This window comes from Salinicola sp. CR57 (assembly GCF_003206585.1).
Classification (GTDB): Bacteria; Pseudomonadota; Gammaproteobacteria; order Pseudomonadales; family Halomonadaceae; genus Salinicola; species Salinicola lusitanus.
The window spans coordinates 777,087-799,033 of sequence record NZ_PZJL01000001.1; the positions used below are offsets into that span (position 1 = coordinate 777,087).

21 protein-coding genes are annotated in these 21,947 nt (G+C 64.4%); 13 read left to right on the top strand and 8 right to left on the bottom strand.

All coding sequences use genetic code 11. The features are described 5' to 3' along the window. Nucleotides 1–98: 98 nt before the first annotated feature. Nucleotides 99–1,175: a DUF6708 domain-containing protein gene (locus DOM56_RS03545; RefSeq protein ID WP_110707487.1), complete on the top strand. Its 1,077-nt coding sequence runs from the start codon at nucleotides 99–101 to the stop codon at nucleotides 1,173–1,175. Nucleotides 1,176–1,297: 122 nt separating this feature from the next. Here the strand turns inward: DOM56_RS03545 and DOM56_RS03550 are convergent, their stop codons facing one another. Next, nucleotides 1,298–2,320, bottom strand: a complete 1,023-nt coding sequence (locus DOM56_RS03550) for a LacI family DNA-binding transcriptional regulator (RefSeq protein ID WP_157958147.1) — start codon at nucleotides 2,318–2,320, stop codon at nucleotides 1,298–1,300. Between the two features lie 463 nt (nucleotides 2,321–2,783). Here DOM56_RS03550 and DOM56_RS03555 point away from each other — a divergent pair, with 463 nt between their 5' ends. The 5 genes from DOM56_RS03555 to DOM56_RS03575 are packed head-to-tail and all read left to right on the top strand — an operon-like array spanning nucleotide 2,784 to nucleotide 8,711. Next, entirely contained in the window at nucleotides 2,784–3,713 is a 930-nt protein-coding gene (locus tag DOM56_RS03555) for a tripartite tricarboxylate transporter substrate binding protein (protein WP_157958148.1), read from the top strand. A 31-nt stretch (nucleotides 3,714–3,744) separates the two neighbouring features. Continuing rightward, on the top strand, nucleotides 3,745–4,197 hold the full coding sequence (locus tag DOM56_RS03560) for a tripartite tricarboxylate transporter TctB family protein (protein WP_110601424.1): 453 nt from the start codon (nucleotides 3,745–3,747) through the stop codon (nucleotides 4,195–4,197). 1 nt (nucleotide 4,198) lies between these two features. Next, on the top strand, nucleotides 4,199–5,725 hold the full coding sequence (locus DOM56_RS03565) for a tripartite tricarboxylate transporter permease (protein ID WP_110707490.1): 1,527 nt from the start codon (nucleotides 4,199–4,201) through the stop codon (nucleotides 5,723–5,725). A gap of 10 nt (nucleotides 5,726–5,735) precedes the next feature. Beyond that, nucleotides 5,736–6,884, top strand: a complete 1,149-nt coding sequence (locus DOM56_RS03570) for a mandelate racemase/muconate lactonizing enzyme family protein (RefSeq protein WP_110601421.1) — start codon at nucleotides 5,736–5,738, stop codon at nucleotides 6,882–6,884. A 21-nt stretch (nucleotides 6,885–6,905) separates the two neighbouring features. After that, nucleotides 6,906–8,711 carry an alkaline phosphatase family protein gene (locus DOM56_RS03575; protein ID WP_110707491.1) on the top strand — a complete coding sequence of 602 codons (1,806 nt, stop codon included), beginning with the start codon at nucleotides 6,906–6,908 and terminating at the stop codon, nucleotides 8,709–8,711. Here DOM56_RS03575 and DOM56_RS03580 read toward each other — a convergent pair. After that, complete coding sequence (locus DOM56_RS03580; protein ID WP_198655652.1) at nucleotides 8,708–9,442, bottom strand: GntR family transcriptional regulator; 735 nt, start codon at nucleotides 9,440–9,442, stop codon at nucleotides 8,708–8,710. The genes DOM56_RS03575 and DOM56_RS03580 overlap by 4 nt on opposite strands. Nucleotides 9,443–9,598: 156 nt before the next feature. On the opposite strand from DOM56_RS03580, the gene DOM56_RS03585 reads away from it, so the two are divergent. The 7 genes from DOM56_RS03585 to DOM56_RS03615 all read left to right on the top strand — a co-directional run bounded on the left by DOM56_RS03585 (nucleotide 9,599) and on the right by DOM56_RS03615 (nucleotide 16,140). Beyond that, complete coding sequence (locus tag DOM56_RS03585; RefSeq protein WP_110707493.1) at nucleotides 9,599–9,883, top strand: UxaA family hydrolase; 285 nt, start codon at nucleotides 9,599–9,601, stop codon at nucleotides 9,881–9,883. A 2-nt stretch (nucleotides 9,884–9,885) separates the two neighbouring features. Beyond that, a complete protein-coding gene (locus tag DOM56_RS03590) occupies nucleotides 9,886–11,055 on the top strand; it encodes a UxaA family hydrolase (RefSeq protein WP_110707494.1) in 1,170 nt (389 codons plus the stop codon). 110 nt (nucleotides 11,056–11,165) lie between these two features. Then, nucleotides 11,166–12,143, top strand: coding sequence for a tripartite tricarboxylate transporter substrate binding protein (locus DOM56_RS03595; protein WP_198655653.1), 978 nt, complete (start codon nucleotides 11,166–11,168; stop codon nucleotides 12,141–12,143). 27 nt (nucleotides 12,144–12,170) lie between these two features. Beyond that, complete coding sequence (locus DOM56_RS03600; RefSeq protein WP_110707495.1) at nucleotides 12,171–13,682, top strand: tripartite tricarboxylate transporter permease; 1,512 nt, start codon at nucleotides 12,171–12,173, stop codon at nucleotides 13,680–13,682. Then, a complete protein-coding gene (locus tag DOM56_RS03605) occupies nucleotides 13,675–14,154 on the top strand; it encodes a tripartite tricarboxylate transporter TctB family protein (protein ID WP_157958149.1) in 480 nt (159 codons plus the stop codon). The genes DOM56_RS03600 and DOM56_RS03605 overlap by 8 nt, the downstream gene beginning before the upstream one ends. Before the next feature lie 46 nt (nucleotides 14,155–14,200). Beyond that, complete coding sequence (locus DOM56_RS03610) at nucleotides 14,201–15,136, top strand: hydroxyacid dehydrogenase (protein ID WP_110707496.1); 936 nt, start codon at nucleotides 14,201–14,203, stop codon at nucleotides 15,134–15,136. Next, nucleotides 15,133–16,140, top strand: a complete 1,008-nt coding sequence (locus tag DOM56_RS03615) for an Ldh family oxidoreductase (RefSeq protein WP_110707497.1) — start codon at nucleotides 15,133–15,135, stop codon at nucleotides 16,138–16,140. Before DOM56_RS03610 ends, DOM56_RS03615 begins: the two co-directional genes overlap by 4 nt. Before the next feature lie 64 nt (nucleotides 16,141–16,204). On the opposite strand, the gene DOM56_RS03620 is transcribed toward DOM56_RS03615, so the two are convergent. From DOM56_RS03620 to DOM56_RS03645, 6 genes are all read right to left on the bottom strand, one after another. Next, a complete protein-coding gene (locus DOM56_RS03620) occupies nucleotides 16,205–17,020 on the bottom strand; it encodes a phosphodiesterase (RefSeq protein WP_110707498.1) in 816 nt (271 codons plus the stop codon). Nucleotides 17,021–17,044: 24 nt separating this feature from the next. Further along, nucleotides 17,045–18,028, bottom strand: a complete 984-nt coding sequence (locus tag DOM56_RS03625; protein WP_110707499.1) for an ABC transporter ATP-binding protein — start codon at nucleotides 18,026–18,028, stop codon at nucleotides 17,045–17,047. A gap of 30 nt (nucleotides 18,029–18,058) precedes the next feature. Continuing rightward, nucleotides 18,059–18,874, bottom strand: a complete 816-nt coding sequence (locus DOM56_RS03630; protein WP_110707500.1) for an ABC transporter permease subunit — start codon at nucleotides 18,872–18,874, stop codon at nucleotides 18,059–18,061. A 21-nt stretch (nucleotides 18,875–18,895) separates the two neighbouring features. Then, on the bottom strand, nucleotides 18,896–19,717 hold the full coding sequence (locus DOM56_RS03635) for an ABC transporter permease (RefSeq protein ID WP_110707501.1): 822 nt from the start codon (nucleotides 19,715–19,717) through the stop codon (nucleotides 18,896–18,898). A gap of 4 nt (nucleotides 19,718–19,721) precedes the next feature. After that, nucleotides 19,722–20,741 carry an ABC transporter substrate-binding protein gene (locus DOM56_RS03640; protein WP_198655654.1) on the bottom strand — a complete coding sequence of 340 codons (1,020 nt, stop codon included), beginning with the start codon at nucleotides 20,739–20,741 and terminating at the stop codon, nucleotides 19,722–19,724. 68 nt (nucleotides 20,742–20,809) lie between these two features. After that, the gene (locus DOM56_RS03645) at nucleotides 20,810–21,814 is read right to left on the bottom strand and encodes a LacI family DNA-binding transcriptional regulator (protein ID WP_110707502.1); all 1,005 of its coding nucleotides are present in this window, start codon (nucleotides 21,812–21,814) and stop codon (nucleotides 20,810–20,812) included. Between the last annotated feature and the right edge of the window lie 133 nt (nucleotides 21,815–21,947).

A 21,947-nucleotide genomic window follows, 5' to 3' on the forward strand; every position in this document is an offset into this window, starting at 1 on the left:
GGCAGCGGTTTATATCTACAGGCCCCAGCCGTGCTCAACCGGGTTACTAACCGGACAGTTAGAGGGCATCGAAGCCATTAGCCACAAGGAAGGAGGGTATGCAATCGACGACTGCCAAGGATCTTTACAACTTATTGATCAGGGCAAACTGGGGGTTCTCCAGTACTATGTCACGCTCGAGAGGATTTGGAGAGAAAGTCCAAGTGCTCGACAAGAAGCAAACGCCAGATCAAGTAAAGTCACCTCGTTTTAATGACTCGGTAATTGCCGTTAGTTCGAGCTATATTGAAGTAATTGATTCGGGAGGGCGTCTACGAGGCGTCACCTCCTTTTTTGGTCTCATGGGGGCGATCCCTGTTTTAACAGGATTCGGAGCTCTGTTTTTTAGCCTCTTCGATGATGTTGGTAGTCTCCCATTGATTGTTCACATATTTACGTGGCTGGCAGTCCTAGCAGGAGTATTTATAGGATTTCCTATACTAAACGCCTTAGTTCGCTGGGACATGTTCCGCAAGACTCACTACCCCATGCGCTTTAACCGCCGCGACCGCAAAGTCTATGCTTGGACTCAAGACATGGGTGTCGTCACCATGGATTGGGATGACATCCAGTTTTATAGTAGCCAGGCGACCAAGTCTCAGGATCGCCGGGGTATGTCGCGTGAGGAAATTCGCGGATACGTGCGTGATCGCAACGGCAACATGCTTTATCACCTTGTCTTCTTCAAATACGAAGGCCTCAAGGGTATGAAAGGCGTGCTGGAAATCTGGGAACTGGTGCGTCGCTATATGGAAGAGCCCGACGGCCATATTCAGGCATACCAAGTCGATCAGCGTCTGCTGGATCTGGATGGTAAACGCGAGAGTTTCATCCACTCGTTGATCCAGGCCACGCAGATACTGGCCGATAGCCGTGCGTTCCAACTGTTTTTTGCACCGATGGTCATGTGGGCAGGCACCGGACGTATCATCGCCAAGTGGACCTGTCGCGTGCCGCGTTGGCCTGAGTGGGTCGAGGAGAAATGCCGGGTCGCACCGGACGATCCCTACGTACGCAATCGTCAAACCGAGCCTCCGCTGAGCACGAAGGAAATTCTCTGGCCGCTGTTTTGCTTCCTGCTTGGCTGGGCGGAGGTGTTAGTGATTCTGTACTTCTGCTTCCGGGGATACTTTTAATTCGCTGGGTCGATAGCGGCGAGCGTCGCCCAACTGCCGCAGCCTTCCAGGACCCGCTCTGAATCTGATCGGAGCGGGTTCGATGGTGGGCGTATGTCTCGGTCTTTGTGCCACCGATGCCCTCAAACGCTCTCCCGTTCCACCAGCCTCACCCCCAGGTCCAGGCGTTTCTCCGCCTCCGGGAGTTCACCTGCGAGACTGGCCAGCAGTAGCCGGGCGGTGTGCTGGCCGATCTCACGGCGTGGCGGTTCGATGGTGGTGAGCGGGGGGACGGTGCTGGTGGTGAAGTCCAGGTTGCCGAAGCCGGCAAGGGCGATGCGGCCAGGAATGTCCCACTCCTGTCGCTGGCACTCGCACAGTACGCCGAGTGCCACCATGTCGTTGGAACAGGCAATGGCTTCGATCTCCGGATGATCCTGCATCAGCGCTCGAGTCAGCCGCCCGGTCTCCTCGGCGTGGCTGCGCCCGCTCAGCTCCCGCAGTTCGACCGTCCCGCCGGCGGCTTCCACTGTCTCTCGAAAGCCGTGGTAGCGATCCCGCGCGCGCACGTCGCGCTCGAAGTTGGTGCTGACGAACGCCATCCGTCGGCGTCCCTGCCGCAGCATGTGCTCGGCCACCAGGCGGCCACAGGTGTGGTGGGAAAATCCCACCACCATGTCCAGCCCCGATTGGCCGTAGTCCCACATCTCGACGATGGGCGTATCGTTGTTGGCCAGCACCGATAGCGACTTGCGGGTGTGCAAGAAGCCGGTCAGCACCAGGCCGGCGGGGTTCCAGCTCAGAATCGAGCGGATCAGCTCCTCTTCCCGCGCGTCGTCGAACTCGGTGTTGCCGATCAGCAGTTGATAACCGGCGCTTCGCAGATGGCGCTCGAGGGTTTCCAGCGTCTCCGAGAAGAACGAGTTGGTGATGGTGGGCACCAGCACGCCGATCACGTTGGAGCGCGACGATGCCAGCCCGCCGGCCATGGTGTTGGGCAGGTAGCCCAGCCGGTCGATGGCCGCCTGGATTTTCTCGGCGCGCCCAGGGGAGACCTCATCCGGCCGACGTAGATAGAGTGACACCGTGCTCGGTGACACGTCTGCCAGTCTGGCGACTTCCCCCATGGTGACGCGCTGCGAACCGCGTCGTCGTCGTTTGGCCAAGATTCCGTTACCTCGTCTCCGACCCCGCGCTCGGACCGGATAAGCAGATGAATTTTTTCGTCCCCCTCTAAGCTCTTTCTGAAAAACCGGCGAGCGATGACCAGACAAGGCAAAAATTGACGAAAGAGCGGAGTTTACGAGGTGTAAATGAGCATCTTGAGTCAATTTTTAACGCCGTATGGGCGAGCGCAGCATTTTTCAGACAAAGCGTAGGGCCCGCCCGTTAGTGTAACGGGTCCGGCGCGGCGCTTCGTAAGGGGAGAAGCGCCGTGCTCGGACCGCGACCTGGGTCGGGATCTACGACGAATGGACGATGTCGACGCGTTGTTAGCGTTCATTCGTAGCGCTACGATTTTAAGCCATGTCGAGAACGAATTCTTCTGAATGGTCTCGAATGAGACCAATTATCTAAAGGCAGCGCTGGTTTCGGTTTTTTTCGCAGCGCTACGAAATGGAGCCAACCATGAAGTCACTGCGCTATTCCCTGGCCGCCCTGGCCCTGATCGGCACTACTCATGCGGCTATGGCGGCCGACAATCTGGAGATCATCGTGCCGTTCGCGGCAGGTGGTGCGACCGATATCGTCGCCCGCAGCTTCGAGCCGACCTTTTCGCAACAGCTGCGTGTCACGTCGGTGGTGCGCAATGTCGCCGGTGCCAGCGCCACGGTGGGCACGGCGGAGGTCGCCAACAGCGAGGGTAACCCCAACATCATCGGCTACGAGCCTGCCGGTGCGCTGTCGATCCAGCCCTCGCTGAAGAAGTTGCCCTACGGTCCGGATAGCTTCACCTACATCTGCCGCACCGTTTCTAACCCGATGTTCCTGATGGTCTCGAAGTCCTCCGATATCACCTCGTTTCAGCAGCTGGTGGAGGAGTCCCAGGATCAGCCGTTCCTCTATGGCTCCTCCGGTCCGGGGACGCTGCCGCATCTCGCCATGGCGGCGACCGTGGTCAACAGTGATCTCAAGGCCGAACACGTGCCCTACAGCGGTTCAGGCCCGGCGATGAACGCGCTGGCCGGCAACGAGATCCAGATCATGGCGGACACCGAAACCATCCTAGAGAACTACGATCTGCGCCCGCTGGCGGTATTCGCCGATCACCGCGTCGAGGGTTATGACGACGTGCCGACGATCGAGGAGCTTGGCCTGCCGGCGCTGGATTTCTCGGTCTGGCAGGGCGTCGTCGCGCCCAAGGGGATCTCGGACGAGCGTGCCAAGCAGTACGCCGAGGCGTGCAAGGCGACCGTCGAATCGGACAAGTTCAAGACCTTTGCCGACAAGGCCAAGGCGAACATCGCCTATCTCGGGCCGGATGACTTCAAGGCGTTCGTTCAGAAGCGCTTCGAGGCCAACAAGCAGGTGCTCGAGGATGCGGGGCTGACACAGTAATCCGTCCACCGCTCATCAGGAGTCGCGATCCATGTTGGCAACCTTGATACATCCTCGGGTCCTGACTGCATTGGCGCTGCTGGTGGCCGGCGCAGGGCTCTCGATCACCGCCTGGCAGGGGCCCGAGAGCGCCATGCTGGTGCCGCGTATCGTGCTCACGATCTGGTGTGTGATGGCCCTGGCGATATTGGTCGGCGAGCTGATCCGCCAAGCACCGAGGCAACGCACGGCGAAGGCGCCAAGGGCGCGCTCGCCGCTGCCGCTTTTGATGGCGGCGGTGCTGATCGCCGCGGTGGCCACGGCGAGCCTCGGTTTCCTGATCCCGGTGCTGCCGCTGGTGGCGCTGACGCTATGGCTGTTTCGAATCCGGCGGCCGCTGCCACTGGTGCTGGGAACGATCGTGATCGGCGGCGGGCTGTGGTTCCTGTTCCATCACGTGCTGATGATCCGCCTGCCGGCGCTGCTCACGAATGGAGTGATCTGAGATGGACGTGATTCTGGCGGCGGTCGGCGACGCCTTCACCTGGCAGGCGCTGCTCGCCATCGTGATCGGCACCTGGGCGGGCATCATCATCGGCGGGCTGCCCGGGCTGGGCTCGGTGGTGGGCTTGACGATCTTCCTGCCATTCACCTTCGGCATGGATGTCATCACCAGCATGGCGCTGTTGATCGGTGTCTACTGCGGCTCGGTCTACGGCGGGTCGATCACCGCGATCCTGATCAATACGCCCGGTACGCCGCAGTCGGCGGCAACGACGTTCGACGGCTACCCGATGACCCAGCAGGGCCGGGTCGACGAAGCACTCGGCTGGGCGACCTTCGCCTCGTTCTTCGGCGGCGTGCTCTCCTGCGTGCTGCTGATCTTCTGCGCCCCGCAGCTGGCCAAGTTCGCGGTCAACTTCGGTTCGATCGAGGTCTTCGCGCTGGTCTGCCTGGCGATGCTCTGCATCGTCGGGATCTCCCGCGGCAGCCTGCTCAAGGGCCTCGTCTGCGGGATGATGGGCTTCTTCTTCTCGATGGTCGGCAGCGATCCCATCACCGGCGCCGACCGCTTCACCTTCGGCACCTATGCGCTCAGCTCCGGGCTGGATCTGATTCCGGTGGTGGTGGGCGCCTTCGCGCTGTCGGAAGTCTTCGTGCGTTTCTCCTCTCGGGACGAGGAGGCCACCACCATTCCGGAGGCACGGTTGCGCTTTCCCGGTCTGCGTGATATCGGCCGACGCCTGATCGAACTGGTGCGCGGCTCTTTCATCGGCAGTTTCGTCGGCGCCTTGCCGGGTACCGGCGCGGCCGCGGCGGCCTTCATCAGCTATGCCGCGGCCCAGAAACTGTCGCCGCGGCGGGCCAATCTGGGCAAGGGCGAGCCGGACGGCATCATCGCCTCGGAGTCCTCCAACAATGCGGTGACCGGCAGCGCCTTCATTCCCACCCTGGCGCTGGGCATCCCTGGCGATGTGGTCACGGCGATGATGATGGGTGCCATGGTGATCCACGGCATCACCCCGGGGGTGCGGCTGATGCAGGACCAGGCGCAGACGGTCTACGCCCTGTTCGTGGTGCTGATCATCGTCAACGTCGCCATGCTGGTTCTGAGCAAGCCCTCCATCGGCCTGTTTCGCTATCTGTTCAAGCTGCCGCTGGGCTTCGTCATGGGCGGCATCGTGATGTTCAGCTTCATCGGTGCCGTGTCGGTACGCGGCAATCCGCTGGACCTGGTGGTCGCGGCGCTGACCGGCATTCTCGCCTATGTGCTGCGCCGCGGCGGCTATCCGCTGGCACCGCTGGTGATCGGCATGGTGCTGGGGCCGGCGCTGGAGAGTTCGCTGCGCCGGGGGCTGTTGATCTCGCGGGGCGACTTCCTGTCGTTCTTCACCCATAGCGGTATCGCCACCACGCTGTTCGTGCTGATCGGGCTATTTCTGATCTGGACGGTGACGGCTGGCGTGCTCGAGTGGCGGGCGAGAGTCGCGACTCGCCGCAAGGCTGCCTCCGCTCAACCCGTTTCCGAATAAGGGATCCTGCATGAAGATCACCGATATCAAGACTCACGTTCTCGCCGCGCCGCTGGATCAGCCGTTCTCGTTCTCCCAGGGCTGGGTGCGTCAGCGCACCGCCATGCTGGTGGAGGTTCACACCGAGGATGGCCTGGTCGGCTGGGGCGAATGCGTCAACCACGGCCTGCAGCCGCCGCAGGTCGCCCAGGCGATGGTCGAGTACGCGCTCAAGCCGCTGGTGATCGGACGCTCGGTTTTCGAGCGCGAAGTCTTGTGGGAGACGATGTACAACCACTCCCGCCCCTACGGTCAGAAGGGCGTGGCGCTGTTCGGCATCGCCGCCATCGACACCGCGCTGTGGGATCTGGCCGGCAAGGCGCTGGGCCAGCCGATCCACCGCTTGATGGGTGGCGCGTTCCGCCATCAGATACGCCCCTACGCCACCGGCTTCTATCGTCGCGAGGGCGGCAACTATCCCGAGGAAGTGGTCGAGGAGGCGCTGCGTCATCAGGCCAACGGCTACCGCGCGATGAAGATCAAGACCGGCTTCGGCATCGAGGCGGACCTGCGCGACATGCGCGCGGTGCGCGAGGCCGTGGGCGACGAGATCGCGCTGATGATGGATGCCAACTGCGCCTACAGCGTGCCGGCGGCACGGCGCATCTTGATGGAGCTGGAGGAGACCCGGGTTCACCTGTTCGAGGAGCCGCTGAGCCCGGAGAACCGCCACGGCTATCGCGAGCTCAAGGGCGTTTCGCGCACCTGGATCGCCGCCGGCGAGAACGAGTACTCCAAGATCGGCTACCGGGACTGGATCAGCGAAGGGGCGTTGGACGTGATCCAGCCCGATATCGGCGCCGCCGGTGGGCTGACCGAATGCCGCAAGATCGCCGCCTTGGCCCAGGCCTTTCACGTGCCGGTGATGCCGCACGTCTGGGGCACCGGTATCGGTCTGGCGGCGGCTGTACAGCTGATCGCCACCTTGCCGCCGCAGCCGCTCTCGCTCACCCCCGACGAACCGATGCTCGAGTACGATCAATCGGCGCATCCGTTCCGTCAGGAGCTGATTGGCGGCGAGTTCCAGCTCAACGCCAGCGGCTGCGTCGAGGTGCTCGACAAGCCTGGTCTCGGGATCGAGATCGATCGCGCGGTCATCGATCACTACACCATTCGCTGAGTCGTGCCCCAGGAGAGCCTCATGAGTCGGAATCGTAAAATCCTGCTGCTGGGCGTCGACGGGTTGATCCCCGAGCTGGTCGAGCGCTTCTGCGCCGAGGGCGTGCTGCCGAATATTCAGCGCCTGCGCGACGAAGGTGGCTCCACGCGGCTGCTGCCCTATATCTCGACCTGGGGCGACACCAACTTCGTCAGCTTTCTCACCGGCCAGGCGCCCGGCACCAGTTGGGTCGGCCAGCGCCTGCCGCCCCGCGGCACCGGGCATCTGCTGGAACTGATGCGCGCCGCCGGCCAGCGGGCGGCGCTGGTCCATTTTCCCGAAAGCCTGGTGCCCGCGGGCGAGCGCGATCTCTGCTTCGCCCCGTTCTGGAGCGGCAGTGGCCCCGCGCCGATGGAGCTGGCGCCGGCGTGCCTGCACAGCACCGATCTCGACCGGTGGACCTCGACGCCGTCGAGCGAGGCGCTGGGTTGGCCGCCCACCGGCACGCTGGCCCATCATCAGAAGCACAATCGCTTCGCCATCGAGCGCACGGATGATGGTTTCGTCGCCTTGATCCCTGCGCATCGTGACGAGCCGGTGCCGGTAACATTGCGCCTCGACGGCGGGCGGCTTCGGCTCCAGTTGGCGCGGGCCGAAGCGAGCCTCAGCGTCGGCGAATGGAGCGACTGGCTCCCGCTGGCGGACGAGCATGCCCTCGAAGGCAAGCCGGCGGCGGTGCGCTTCAAGCTGCTCGATCTCGATGTCGCCAACGGCAAGATCGACCTGCTGCAGCCCCAGATCACCGCCCCGGAAGGCGGCAGCGGCAGGCCGGGCCTGGCGCGCCGACTGATCGAGCGCCACGGCCCGTTCATCTCCAAGTGGGCGGTCTCCGCCGACCCCGATACCCGTTACTTCGAGACCAGCTTCGAGGAGGGGCGCTACCAGCTCGAATGGCTGGTCGACAGCGCGCTGACACTGCTGGGGGACGAGGGATTTTCGCTCTTCGCCACGGTGTTCCGGCTCAACGACGAGACCCACCACACCTGTCTCGCCCAGTGCGATCCCGAATCCAAGTTCTACACCGCCAGCGATCACGCGCGTTATCTCGAGGTGATCCGGCGCTCGTACCGCATTCTCGACGACGCCGTGGGCCGGGCGCTGGCCGGCTGCGATGACGACACCACGCTGGTGCTCGCCTCCGATCACGGTGACGTCCCCAACTCCCACCTCTGTGATATCCACAGGCGGTTGGCGGAATTCGACCTGTGCACGATCGATGGCAAGGGCAAGCCTGATGTGGCCACGAGCCAGGCCTTCCTCAAGGACGAGCGCGGTGGGCTGGAGATCTTCGTCAATCGCGACCTCGTGCCGGCAGCCGAGATCGATCGCGTGCAGACGCGCATCCTCAAGGCGCTGACCACCTGGTATGTCGAGACGGCAAGCGGCGAGCGCAACGTGGTCGCGCTGGCGCTCAAGAAGCAAGACGCCAGCCCGCTCGGCTACTGGGGCGAGCGGATGGGTGACGTGCTCTTCGCCTATGCCCCCGGTTTCGTCTGGGGCACCAACCAGAGGGGCGATACCGTCGCCGAACTCGTCACCCCCGGCGCCAACCACGGCCCGCAGGTGCCAACGGCCAGCACTGGGTTCGCCTCCAACCACGGCGTGGCGTTCTTCCACGGTGCCGGCATTCGGCCCGGCGTCGAACTGGCGTTCGATACCGCCCGCGGCATCCAGCGCATGGACAGCGCCGGGGCGACGTTCGCCCGACTGCTGGGACTGTCCACCGATTCGCTGGAGGGGAAGGTGCTGGAGGGCATGCTCGAGCCCGCGCGACGCAATCGGGGTTAAACCTGCGCGATATAGCAGTAGTGGGTCGTGCACAGCCGTGAGGTACGCAGTTCCAGCGGCTCTCCCTGATAGTCTCTGGCGATGCGACGAATCTGGATGAGTGGCGCCCCCTCCGCGACGCCGAGATGCTCTGCTTCGTCCTGCGTGGCCAGGACGGCAGTCAGTTGCTCGTCGGCGTGGGCGATGCTGACACCGTAATGCTGCTGGTAGAGCTGGTAGAGCGTGTTGGGCAGGATTTCCGGCTGTTTTTCCAGGCCCGGAAACCGCTCCGCGTCGACGACGATCTCCTCCATGAGTACCGCCTCGCCATCGAGCTCTCGCGTCCGGCGAATCCGGACTACCTGCGCGCCCTCGGCAAGCCCGAGAAGCTCTCGCTCCTCGGCTCTCGCCTTGCGACGGCTGCGGCTGAACACCCGTGAAATCGGCAGCATTCGCTCGCCATCGTGGCGAACGATATTGAAGAAGCGGAACAGCGTCCGATCCGTATCGTGCGTAGCGACCGCCGTTCCCTTGCCCTGCCGGCGAACGACGATGTTGTCGTTGACCAGCTCGTCCAGCGCTTTTCGTAGCGTTCCCACGCTGACGCTGTAGCTACTCGCCAATGCCGATTCACTGGGAATGAACGTTCCCGGCGGCCACTCGCCGTCGGCGATCCTCTCCATGATCAAGTCTTTGATCTGTTTGTATAAAGGTTGAAACGTCGGAGCCTTCGGCACGCTCATGGCTGTCATCTTGTCCCTGTTGAAGGTAGCGCTTTGACGAGGTTGTGACCCCGCTCGCCGACAGTATATAGGCCCAAAGTCTCATCTGGAACATGGTTGACTGTCTTTTAAACTATGTCTTATACATGAGTTGCGGTTTTCAGTCATAACCAGCGAGGACGGGACATGAGTGTCGATTTTGTCGTGCACGACGCCGATGACGATGTGGGCGTCGTGGTGGTGGAGGGCATCGAGGCGGGCCAGAAGTTGACCGGCTGGATCATGGATCAGGATCGGACGTTGGAGTGCGAGGTGAAGAGTGCGATCCCCATCGGCCACAAGCTGGCGATTCGCGACCTGAACGAGGGGGATGCCGTCATCAAGTACAGCGTGGACATCGGGCGAGTGGTGCAGCCGATCCGCGCTGGAGAGCATCTGCACGTTCACAACGTCAAGACGAAGAGGTGGTAAGCATGGAACTCAAGGGGCAAACCTTTCTCGGCTATCGCCGTGACAATGGTCGAGTCGGTATCCGCAACCACGTCATCATCCTGCCGGTCGATGACATCTCCAACGCCGCCGCCGAGGCCGTCGGCAACAACATCAAGGGCACGTTGGCGATGCCACACCCTTATGGCCGCCTGCAGTTCGGTGCCGACCTGGACCTGCACTTCCGGACACTCATCGGCACTGGCTCCAATCCCAACGTGGCAGCGGTGATCGTCATCGGTATCGAGCCCGGCTGGACGCAGAAGGTGGTCGATGGTATTCGCGCCACGGGCAAGCCGGTGGAGGGGTTCTGGATCGAGCAGAATGGCGATCACAACACGATCTGTGCAGCATCGCGCAAGGCGCGGGAGTTCGTGCAGTACGCCAGTGAATTGCAGCGGGAAACCTGCCCGCTGAACGAGCTATGGGTCTCCACCAAGTGTGGCGAGTCCGATACGACTTCGGGTTGCGCGGCCAATCCCACCGTGGGCAACGCTTTCGACAAGCTGTACGGCGAGGGATGCACGCTGCTGTTCGGCGAGACCTCGGAACTGACCGGGGGGGAGCATCTGGTCGCCGAACGCTGTGTGTCACCGGCCGTTCGCGAGCAGTTCCAGGCCATCTTCGATCGTTATAGCGACATGATCGACCGCCACAAGACCAACGATCTCTCCGAGTCTCAGCCAACCAAGGGCAACATCGAGGGCGGGCTCACCACGATCGAAGAGAAGGCGCTTGGCAATATCCAGAAGATCGGCAAGCAGTGTCGCGTCGATGGGGTGCTGGACAAGGCGGAATCGCCGACCGGCAAGGGGCTCTGGTTCATGGACTCGTCGTCGGCGGCGGCGGAAATGGTCACGCTCTGCGCCGCTGCGGGTTTCGTGGCGCACTTCTTCCCCACCGGCCAGGGTAACGTCATCGGAAACCCGATCCTCCCCGTCATCAAGCTCTGCGGCAACGCGCGAACCGTTCGCACCATGAGCGAACACATCGATGTCGATGTCACCGGCCTGCTGCGTCGGGAGATCAATCCCGATCAGGCGGGGGACCAACTGCTGGAAATGATGCTGAGAACGGCCAACGGGCGTCATACCAACGCCGAGGCGCTGGGGCATCGCGAATTCGTCTTCACCCGGCTCTACGAAAGCGCTTGAGTCGCGCCACCCCTGGAGATCGATAGTCAGTCGGCGGCCCGCACTTCTCGAAAGCGCGAAAGCGCCCGGGGCGGGCCGGATGTTTCCATATCAATACAAGAGTGAACATCATGCGCCAGCGAAACACGATCCATGCCTTTCTCAGAGCCGCGTCGGCCATGACCGCCGCGCTTCTATTCTCCACTACCCTGCAGGCTCAGGAGGGCCAGTTTCCGGAACGCGACGTGCAGTACATCATCCCCTTCGGCCCCGGGGGCGAGTCCGACATCAGCGCCCGCCTCCAGCAGAAGTATTTCCAGCAGATCACCGGCCATCAGCTCATCATCCAGTATATGGCGGGTGGTGGTGGCGCCGTGGGTTGGTCCCAGCTCAACGAGATGGAGGGCGATGGCTACACGATCATGGGTACCAACCTGCCGCACATCATTCTCCAGCCGATGCAGCAGGGCTCCGGATATCAGACCGAAGATATCGAGAACTTCATCTTCTTCCATTATTCGCCGGACGCGCTGCTGGTCGCCAACGACAGCCCTTACAAGACGCTCGACGATTTCATCGCGGCGGCGAAGAAGACGCCCGGCGCCATGACCGTGTCCGGAAGCGGCACCTACTCCGCCAACGACATCGCCAATCAGCGTTTCCAAGCGCTGGCCGACATCACGACCACCTATATTCCCTTCAAGGGCACGGGGGCTTCGGTAGCGGCACTGCTCGGCAATCAGGTGCAGGCGGAGTGGGGCTACACCACGACGGCGGCAAACCATAGCGACAAGATGCGCCCGTTGGCAGTCGCCACCGATGAGCGCCATCCGCTCTTCCCGGACGTCCCTACCTTCAAGGAACTGGGTTACGACATGACCGGCGGCGCCTATCGCGGCATTGCCGTTCCCCGCAGCACCCCAGAAGACGTCACCCGGAAACTCTCGGAGATCTTCTCCAACATCAATGCCAATCCGGATTTCAGGCAGTCCATGGAAGCGCTGGGCTTCGTCCTGATCGATAAAGACGTGGATCAAGTCGAGGATTTCCTTGCCGAGCAGCGACGCCAGTACCAGCAGGTGGCGGAGCGCATGGAAGCTGGCCAGTAGGGCCTACGGCTCTCGCGGAGGGAAATCATGGAAACTCTGGGCTTTATGCTGGCCGCGCTTTCACCGTTCAATCTGCTGCTTGCCGTTGCTGGCGTCGCGGCGGGAATCATCATCGGTTCGCTCCCTGGTCTCTCGGCCACCATGGCAGTCGCCGTTCTGGTGCCGGTCACCTTCGGGATGCCGACAGAATCAGCGCTGATCCTGCTCGGGGCGATCTATACCGGTGCTATCTACGGAGGCTCCTACGCCGCGATTCTGGTCAACACCCCGGGCACGCCCTCGGCCATTGCCACGACGTTCGACGGCTACCCGATGGCACGGCGTGGCGACGGCGATCTGGCGGTCACATTGTCGACGCTGTCGTCGGTGATCGGGGGCCTGGTCGGGGGGCTGGCGCTCTTCTGCCTGGCGCCGTTGTTGGCATTGGTGGCCCTGAAGTTCGGCCCGGTCGAATATTTCTGGCTTGCGATCTTCGGCCTGACCTTGATCTCGTCGCTGTCGGAGGGCTCGACGCTCAAGGGATTCATCGGGGCGGGCATCGGCCTGCTACTGTCGACGGTCGGCGTCGCCGTGATCGGGGGGGATACCCGATACACCTTCGGCTCGCAGTTCCTGCTGGGTGGGGTCGAGACGATCTCGGCACTGATCGGGCTCTATTGCATTCCGGTCCTGATCGAACTGGTCGCGACACCGAGCGAGCACCTGAAGCCACCCGAGGCCTCCCGCGGGGTGCGGTTTCGCGAGGGAGTCTCGCTGATGTTCCGAGGCAAGTGGAACGCCTTGCGCAGTGCGATTATCGGTACGATCGTCGCCATCTTGCCCGGTGCGGGTGGTTCCATCGCGAGTCTCGTCTCCTACTCCGAGGCGCGGCGTGCGTCGCCGCGATCGGCGCAGTTCGGCAAGGGCGAGCCGGATGGCATCATCGCGACCGAGACGGCCAACAACGCCACGGTGGGCGGCGGCTTCATTCCCACCTTCGTGCTTGGGATTCCGGGGACACCACCGGATGCGGTCATCCTCGGGGCGCTGCTGGTGCAGGGGTTTCGCACCGGCCCGGAGATGTTCACCACCAACGCCTCGGTGACCTACACCTTCATGGGCGGACTGCTGGTGGCCACGGTTCTGATGCTACCCATCGGACTGTTGATCGGGCGCTACGCCTTCAAGTCTATCGTGAGCGTGCCCAAGGCCATTCTCGTCCCGACGATCGCGTTCATGACGATCATCGGCACCTATGCCATTCGCAACAATCCGTTCGACGTGGTGGTGATGGTGGTGCTCGGCGTGGCCGGGTGGTTGCTGGCGCGGTGGGGAATCAAGCCCTCGCCGATCGTACTGGGGCTGATTCTCGGCCCGATCGCCGAGCAGGGTTTTGTCCAGGGCTATCTGATGGGCAACGCCACTGGCTCCCTGGCCGGCGTATTCTTCGGCCGCCCGCTCTCCCTCGGCATCATCGCGCTGACCGTACTGTTCGTGCTTTATCCGCTCTGGAGCGCGCGTCGAAAACGCATACATGGGGAGGCGTTGGCTCATGAATAGTCGATTTGAGGGGCGCTCATCCTCGGGCTCTTCCGGCGTGTCGATCGCTCTGGGCCTGGCTACCGTGGTGCTGGCTGCCGGGGCGCTCTGGTTCGCACGCGATATGTCGATGCTGGCAGCCATCTTCCCGCGCACCATCAGCGTTCTGTTGCTGATATTCGGGTGCGGTCTCGTGGTCCAGGCGATGCGGGGGAGGGAGCGGGTATCGCCTCAGGCTCCTGGCCACTGGGGGCGGCAACTGGCGCTGGTGGTGATCGTGCTGGCATGGAGCCTGGCGCTCAAGTGGCTTGGTTTCCTGGGGTCGAGCGTGCTGGCCTGCATGCTGCTGATGGGAATCGCCCACTTTCACGCCTGGTCGGCACGACGCGTGGTGGTCTATCTGGTGACCCTGCTGTTGATCATCGCCGGCTTCTACGGACTGTTTGCGGGGTTGTTGAACGTGCCGCTGCCCAGAGGTCGATTCTGGAGCTGACTCCGGCAGCACGATGACGATTGTTACCGACAGGGGGAGTATCTACATGGTTGACGTGGTAATCAGCGAGTTCATGGATGCCGCTGCCGTCGAGACGCTGACGCAGCGTTATGCGGTCCACTTCGATGCCGCGCTCGTCGAGGACCGGGAACGGTTGCTGTCGATGGGTGAGGGCGTTCGTGCGCTCATCGTGCGCAACCGAACCCGGGTCGACGAGGCGCTGCTTGCCCGTTTTCCCGATCTCGAGGCCGTGGGCCGACTCGGCGTCGGCCTGGACAACATCGATGTGGCGCGTTGCCAGGAGCGCGGCATCGCCGTGCTTCCCGCCACCGGTGGCAATGCCTCGGCCGTGGCCGAGTATGTCATCACGGGGATGCTGATGCTGCGCCGCGGCGCCTACCACTCGACAGCCGGGGTGCTCGATGGCGACTGGCCGCGGCAGGCACTGGTCGGTCACGAGAGCCAGGGATGCGTGCTCGGGTTGGTGGGTTTTGGCGGGATCGCTCGGGAAGTGGCAAGGCGCGCGCAGGCGTTGGGCATGAGCGTGATCGCGTTCGATCCGTTTGCCGATTCGAGTGATCCGGCCTGGCAGATGGCGGAGCGTGTCGAGACGCTCGAGGCGCTGTTGACGCGCAGCGACGGCGTGAGCCTCCATGTACCGCTGAACGAGCAGACGCGCCATCTCATCGACACCGAGGCGATCGCTTCCTTGCGCCCAGGCAGCGTCCTGATCAACACCGCCCGCGGCGGAATCGTCGATGAATCGGCACTCGCCGATGCCTTGTGCGAAGGGCGCATCGGTGGCGCCATGCTCGATGTGTTCGAACGCGAGCCCCTGCCTGCCGACAGCGACTTGACGCGGGCCAGTGGCTGCAACCTGGTGCTGACGCCCCATGTCGCCGGCGTGACCCATGAATCGAACGTCAATATCAGCGCCATGACCGCCCGCAACGTGAGCCGGGTACTGGAGGGCAACGCATGAGCCATCGGCGACTGTCGATCCCCCAGGCCCGCGAGCTGGCAACGCAGGCCCTGCAGGCGGCGGGCGTGGGCGCCCGCGAGGCCGATATCACCGGCCGGGCGCTGGTCGCCGCCGAATGCGACGGTCTCTCCTCACATGGCCTGGCTCGACTGCCGTTCTATCTCGACCAGATCCTGAGCGGCAAGGTCGTGGGTAACGCCATCCCCGACGTTCAGGTCCGCGGCAGTGTGGTTCACGTCGACGCCGGACACGGGTTGGCGTTTCCGGCCATCGCGGCGGGGGTCGATCGCGTCCTGCCGGTGGCGAAAGAGTTGGGGGTGGCCGCTATCGCGATCCGGCGCTCTCACCACTTCGGGGTCGCCGGCCATCCGGTGGAATCGCTGGCCCGGTCCGGCCTGCTGGCGATGGCGTTCAGCAACGCGCCCTCCGCCATGGCGCCCTGGGGGGGAAAGGTGCCGCTATTCGGCACCAACCCGATCGCCTTCGCGTCCCCGCGAGCTTCCGCCGAACCGCTGGTGATCGATCTGTCGTTGTCCAAGGTGGCGCGGGGCAAGGTGATGCTGGCCAAGAAGGCCGGCGACACGATTCCCGCCGGCTGGGCCATCGATGTCGAAGGCCGCGATACCACCGATCCCGATGCTGCCCTCGCTGGCAGCATGGTGCCCATGGGCGACGCCAAGGGCGCTTCGCTGGCACTGATGATCGAGCTGCTCACGGCCGGGCTCACGGGCGGCCACTTCGGCTTCGAGGCGACCTCGTTCTTCGACGCGGAGGGAGAGCCGCCCAGTGTCGCGCATCTGCTGCTGGCATTCGATCCCGATCGCTTCGGCGCCGGCTATCTGTCCCGGGCCGAGCGGCTGTTCTCGGCAATGCTCTCGCAAGAGGGCGTGCGGCTCCCGGGGCAGCGGCGCTACGGCTTGAGACGCCAGTTCGAGGCCGACGGCATCCAACTGCCGGAAGCGCTGATCGACTCGCTGCAGCGCTACGCCGAGAATCCGCTCTGATGGCAGCCTGAACGACAGCCGGGGATATCCACCGAAGTGGGAACACGTCTGCGCCACCTGTCTCTCACTCGTCGATCAGGCCGCCTTCCTCGTGAAACGGGTAGGGCCCGGCATGGTCGCCGATCACGCCGTGGTGGGTGATCAGTTCATTGGCGCGCCAGAGGTGGAGCTGGTACCCCGGCGGCTCCATGACGAAGGCGGAAGGGCCGTCTTCGCGCAGGTCTAGGGCGACCTGATGGGCGGTGCTGGGGCAGCAGCTGGCGAGGGTGCCGGCGAAGCGCTGGAAGATCGTGCGATGCACGTGGCCGCAGATAATGCGCTCCACATTGGGGTAATCGGCCACGATCGCGGCCATCTCGGCAGCGCCGGCCAGGCCGATGGCGTCCATGTGCGCGATGCCGGTGGCGAATGGCGGATGATGCATGAAGATCAGGGTCGGGCGCTCGGGCTGTTCGGCCAGGCGCGCGGCGAGCCATTCGAGCCGCTCGGCGCAGAGCTCGCCGCGACTCTCGCCCGGCACCAGGGTGTCCAGTGCCAGCAGCCTTAGCGGGAAGCGTTCGATGGTGTACTGAATGAACGGGCCGCCGCCGAGATAGTCGTGATCGGGAAAGGCGTCGCGCATCGCCTGGCGGTCGTCGTGGTTGCCGGGAATCAGGTACCACGGGATCTCCAGCGGCTGAAGCTGCTCGGCCAGCGTGGCGTACTCCTCCGGGCGGCCGAAATCGGTGGCATCGCCGGTAATCAGTACCACGTCGGGCCGGGGGGCGAGCGCGTTGAGCGCTGCCACCGCCGGGGGGAGATAGCGATCGGTTTCGACCACCCGGTAGGCCTTCTGGCCGGGACGGCGAATGTGCAGGTCGGTGAGTTGTGCGATCAGCATGCAGAGGTTCCAGGTTGTCCGGATTCAGGCCACGCGGGCCTGCTCGATGAGAGCGGAGACGGTATCGCCTGGCTGCCAGATGGCGTCTGGCGCGGCCAGGGCGGTGAAGCGCTGGCCGTCGGCGAGCGCGAGTTCGAAGCGGATATGGCTGCCGAGGAAGAAGCGTGCCTGGACGCGGGCGGGCAATCCCCGGCCGGGGGGCGCGAGTTCGACCTCGTGCGGACGGAAGGTCAGCGCCGCGACGCCATGGCGGGTGGCCACCTCGCCGCCCTCCAGCCGGCACAGGGTGCCGAGGAAATCGGCGACGAAGGGCGAGGCGGGATCGCGATAGAGGGTCTCTGGCGCGCCCAACTGCTCCAGTCGGCCGGCGGACATCACCGCGACCCGGTCGCCCAGCATCATCGCCTCCTCCTGGTCGTGGGTGACGATGACGCAAGTGATGCCGAGTGTCTTGAGCAGCTTGGCGAGATCCACCCGCAGCTGCTGGCGCAGGCGGGCATCGAGTGCGGTCAACGGTTCGTCGAGCAGCAGCACGCGGGGCTCGATGGCGATCGCCCGGGCCAGCGCCACGCGCTGACGCTGCCCCCCGGAGAGCTGATCGATACGCCGCTCCGCCAACGCTTCCAGCTCGACCAGTTCGAGCATTTCCGCCACGCGTCGGCGCCGGCTGGCGGCATCCACGCCACGAATCTTCAGACCGTAGCCGACATTGCCGGCGACATTCATGTTGGGGAACAGCGCGTAGCCCTGGAATACCACCCCCACGCCGCGCGCTTCCGGCGCTACCTGGGTGACGTCGTCGTCGCCGAAGCGAATCCGGCCACCCTCGTCGGCGCTTTCCAGTCCGCAGATCATGCGCAGCAGGGTGGTCTTGCCGCAGCCCGAGGGGCCGAGCAGCGCCAGCGTCTCGCCGGCGTCGATCGACAGGTTCAGCGGCGCCAGGGCTCGGGTGCCGTCGGGCCAGGTCTTGGCGCAGTTGTCGAGCCTGATGGTCAGCGGGTGTGTCATGTCGTTGAGTCGCTCATGTACGTGATGAAATCATGTCGATGCGCCAAGACCGAGGCCGCCGTGGCGCGTCGAGCGGGCGGCGATCCACTGCAGCCCGACCATCAGCGGCAGCAGCATCAGCAGGAAGACGAGGGTGTAGGCGGAGGCGACCTCGAGTCGCATCGAGGCGTAGCTGTCGGCCAGCCCCACCGGCAGCGTCTTGGTCAGCGGCGTATGCAGCAGCCAGGTCAGGTTGAACTCGCCGATGGAGAGCGTCACCACGGTCAGCGCGCCGGTGACGATGCCGCTTCTGGCGGCAGGCACGATGATGTCGAAGAAGCGCCGGCGGCGACTGGCACCGAGGGTCGCGGCAGCTTCGTCCAGCACCACCAGGTCGGCCCCCTGCATCCCGGCGCGCACGGCGCGTACCATGAACGGCAGCGTGAACAGCACATGGCCAATAACGATGAACGCCACGCTGCTGCGCAACCAGCCGACGCTGCCCCAGGAGACGATCAGGGCCAGCGCGGTGGCGAGCCCGGGAACGGCCACCGGCAGGGTCAGCAGCTCCTCCAGCAGGCGTGAGAGCCGGCCGGGAAACAGCGTCAGTACCCAGGCGGCAGGCACGCCGATGATGGTGGTGATCGCAAGGGTGGCCAGTGCCACGGCGTAGGAGCGCCAGATCGTGTCGGCGTAGAGATCCCAGACCTGAACGATCCAGTCCAGCGTCAGCCCGCTGGAGAGGCCGACGAAATAGTTCCTCGTCACCCCGGCGGTGACCGACAGCAGCACCGGGCCGATCAGGAAGGCGGCGACGGCGAGCGTGGCGGTCAGGCCGAGCCGGGTGTCGAAGCGGGAATGCCTCATGCGGGAACTCCTGCGGTCATCTCAGTTTCCCCTTGCCGTACGGGCGGCCAGGCTGTTGGCGGCGTAGAGCACCGCCCAGGTGGCCAGCCCCAGTACCACCGAGAGCGCCGCGGCGACCGGGAGGTTGGCGTAGTTGGTGAACTCGTCGTAGATGGTGATCGGCAGCACGTCGATCCGGGTACCGAGGGTGAACACGGTGCCGAAGGCGCCCATGGCGGTGGCGAAGCACATCGCCCCGGCCGCGGTCAGCGCGCCGGTCAGCGCCGGCAGCTCGATATCGACAAACCGGCGCCAGGGGCTTGCACCCAGTGTCTGCGCCGCTTCCAGCCAGTGCTTGTCGATCCCCTCCACCGCCGTCATCAGCACGCCGATGGTGCGCGGCAGCAGAAAGTAGAGATAGCCGATGAAGAGCCCTGCCATGCCGTAGGCCAGTACCATCGGGTCACCGGAAAGCGCCTTCGAGAGTGTGTTGAGCACGCCCTGGCGGCCGGTGGCGAGAATCACCAGGAAACCCACCACCACGCCGGGGAAGGCGAGTGGAAAGAGCAGCAGCGACATCAGCACCCGCCGCCCGGGAAAGTCGGGGTGGCGGGCCAGGAAGCGACTGACGGGCAGGGCGATGACGAGCGTGGCCAGCGTTGCCCCCAGCGACAGCGCCACGGTATTGATCAGGCTCTGCCAGTAGCGCGGTTGGGTCACCACCAGCCAATAGGCAGAAGCGTCCATGCCCTGTGGCGTGGCGGCACCGATCCCGGCCAGCTTGGCCATCGGCAGTAACCAGAAGGCGAGGAACAGCACCACGGCGGGCGCGGCGATCACCAACCAGGCTCGTCGTCGACCCATGGCGTCAATTCACCTCGTTGGCATAGCGCTGGGAGAAGGCCCGCTGCGCCGCGGCCATCCTGGCGTAGTCGACGGTCCCGGCGCGGGCGTAGTCGCTGTCCGGCAGGAACTTCGCCTGCGCTTCCGGTGACGCCGCGCCGGGACGGACCGGGCGCAGGTAGGCGTTGGCCCAGATCGCCTGGCCCTTGTCGGAGAGCACGTAGTCGAGCACCTTCTTGCCGGCTTCCGGGTGCGGGTCGTTGGCGACCAGGCTCATCACGTAGGGCACGGTGACGGTGCCCTCCTGGGGGATCACGAACTGCACGTTGACCTTGTCGTCGTAGCGCGCCCGGTAGGCGTTGAAGTCGTAGTCGAGCAGGATCGGAATCTCGCCGGAGAGCACACGGGCGTAGGCGGTCTGCTTGGGCACGATGGGATCGTTGGCCTGCAGCTTCCGGAACCACTCGATCGCCGGGGTGAAATCGTCCAGCGAGCCGCCCAGCGCCCCGTTGACGGCAACGGCGCCGACATAGCCGACGAACGCCGACGACGGATCGAGATAGCCGACCATGCCGCGATACTCGGGCTTGAGCAGATCGCTCCAGGACTGCGGTACCGGCGCGCCGTTGAGCGCATCGACGTTGACCATGAAGCCCAGGGTGCCCGAGTGGATGGCGAACCACTTGCCGTCAGGATCTTTCAGGCCGTCGGGTATCTCGTCCCAGTGGGCCGGCTTGTAGCCCTGTACCAGCCCCTGCTCGGCGGCCTGGATGCCGAAGGTGACGCCGTAATAGACGACATCGGCGACCGGGTTGCTCTTTTCGGCGGTGATCGAGGCCAGCGACTGGCCGGAGTTCTTGTTGTCCTGGGGCACGTGGATGCCGGTATCCGCCTCGATGGCCTTCAACTGGGTGCCCCAGTCGGCCCACTCCGGCGGGCAGTTGTAGCAGATGGCGTTGTCGGCGGCCTGGGCCGCTAGCGACCCGAGGGCTGCGGCGGTGAATCCCAGTGCCATGACGGCGGTGCGAAGCGTCTGTTTCCACATGATGATCCGATCCTCTGGGTTGGCGATGCGGTGGTTGGGTGGTGCGACGTTGGAGTGGTTCGACGGTGCTAGTCGACCGGCAGGCGGGCGACGGTGCCACCTTCGCTCAGGCGATGTGGCAGGCGCACGGAGCGGCTGCTTCCGCCGCCGAGGGCATTGAGCAGTTCATGGCAGGCCTGGCTGCCGATTTCGGTGCTGGGTTGGTGAACACTGGCCAGCGACGGCACCATCAGCGCGCCGAAGGCCATGCCGTCGAAGCCGCAGACGGAGAGGTCGTCCGGCACGCGCAGACCCAGCGTCGCCAACTCCGCGATCACCGAGGCGGCCAGCAGATCGTTGGAGCAGAACAGGGCGGTGGGCGGCCTGGGCGAGGAGAGCAGGCTCCGCAGGCGATCGCGATCCGCCGCGGTATGCCGGGGCATCGAGACATGGGTCGGTGCGGGTAGATCCAGGCGGGCCGCGCGATCCAGGACGCCGTCGAGACGCTTCGACGCCCGGTCGGAGGCGTCCAGCGGCCCACTGATCATGGCGAGCCGGCGGTGACCGCTGGCGATCAGATGCTCGACCATGTCGCCGGCGGCGGCGAGATTGTCGACGCTGACGAACGGATGTCGATCGCTCTCGTTGTAGGCGAGCACGAACGGCAGGCCGCTGGCGGTGAGCTCGGCCAGCGTGGCGCTGCGTGCCGGGTCGGCAACGGTCAGGATCATGCCCTCGACACGGTGGTCGAGCAGGCTGCGCGCGGCCGCCCGCTCGCGTCGACTGTCGTATCCGGTGGTCGCCAACATCACGCTGTAGCCCGCCTTCAGCGCACGCTCCTCGGCACCCTCGAAGCAGGCGGCAAAGACCGGATTGGACATCGTCGGCAGCAGTAGCCCCAACGTCCGGGTGCTGCCCGATCGCAGGCTGCTGCCCACCTTGTTGGGCCGGAAGCCGAGTTCCCTGGCGGTAACGAGTATCCGCTCGCGAGTGGCGTCGCTGAGTAGTTCGGGCCGATTGAAGGCGCGCGACACCGTGGCCGGGGAAACCCCGACCCGTTCGGCGATCTGGACCAATGAGGGACGTGACGGCATGACAGCGACTTCGCCTGCAACCATGAAAACGTTTGCAGTCTGCCCTCGGCGTGTGACGTTGCCGTGACGCCGGGATGTCAATTGGGTGATGCCGATGGAACAGGCAGTAGGGAAGAGATAAGAGGAAGAGGGC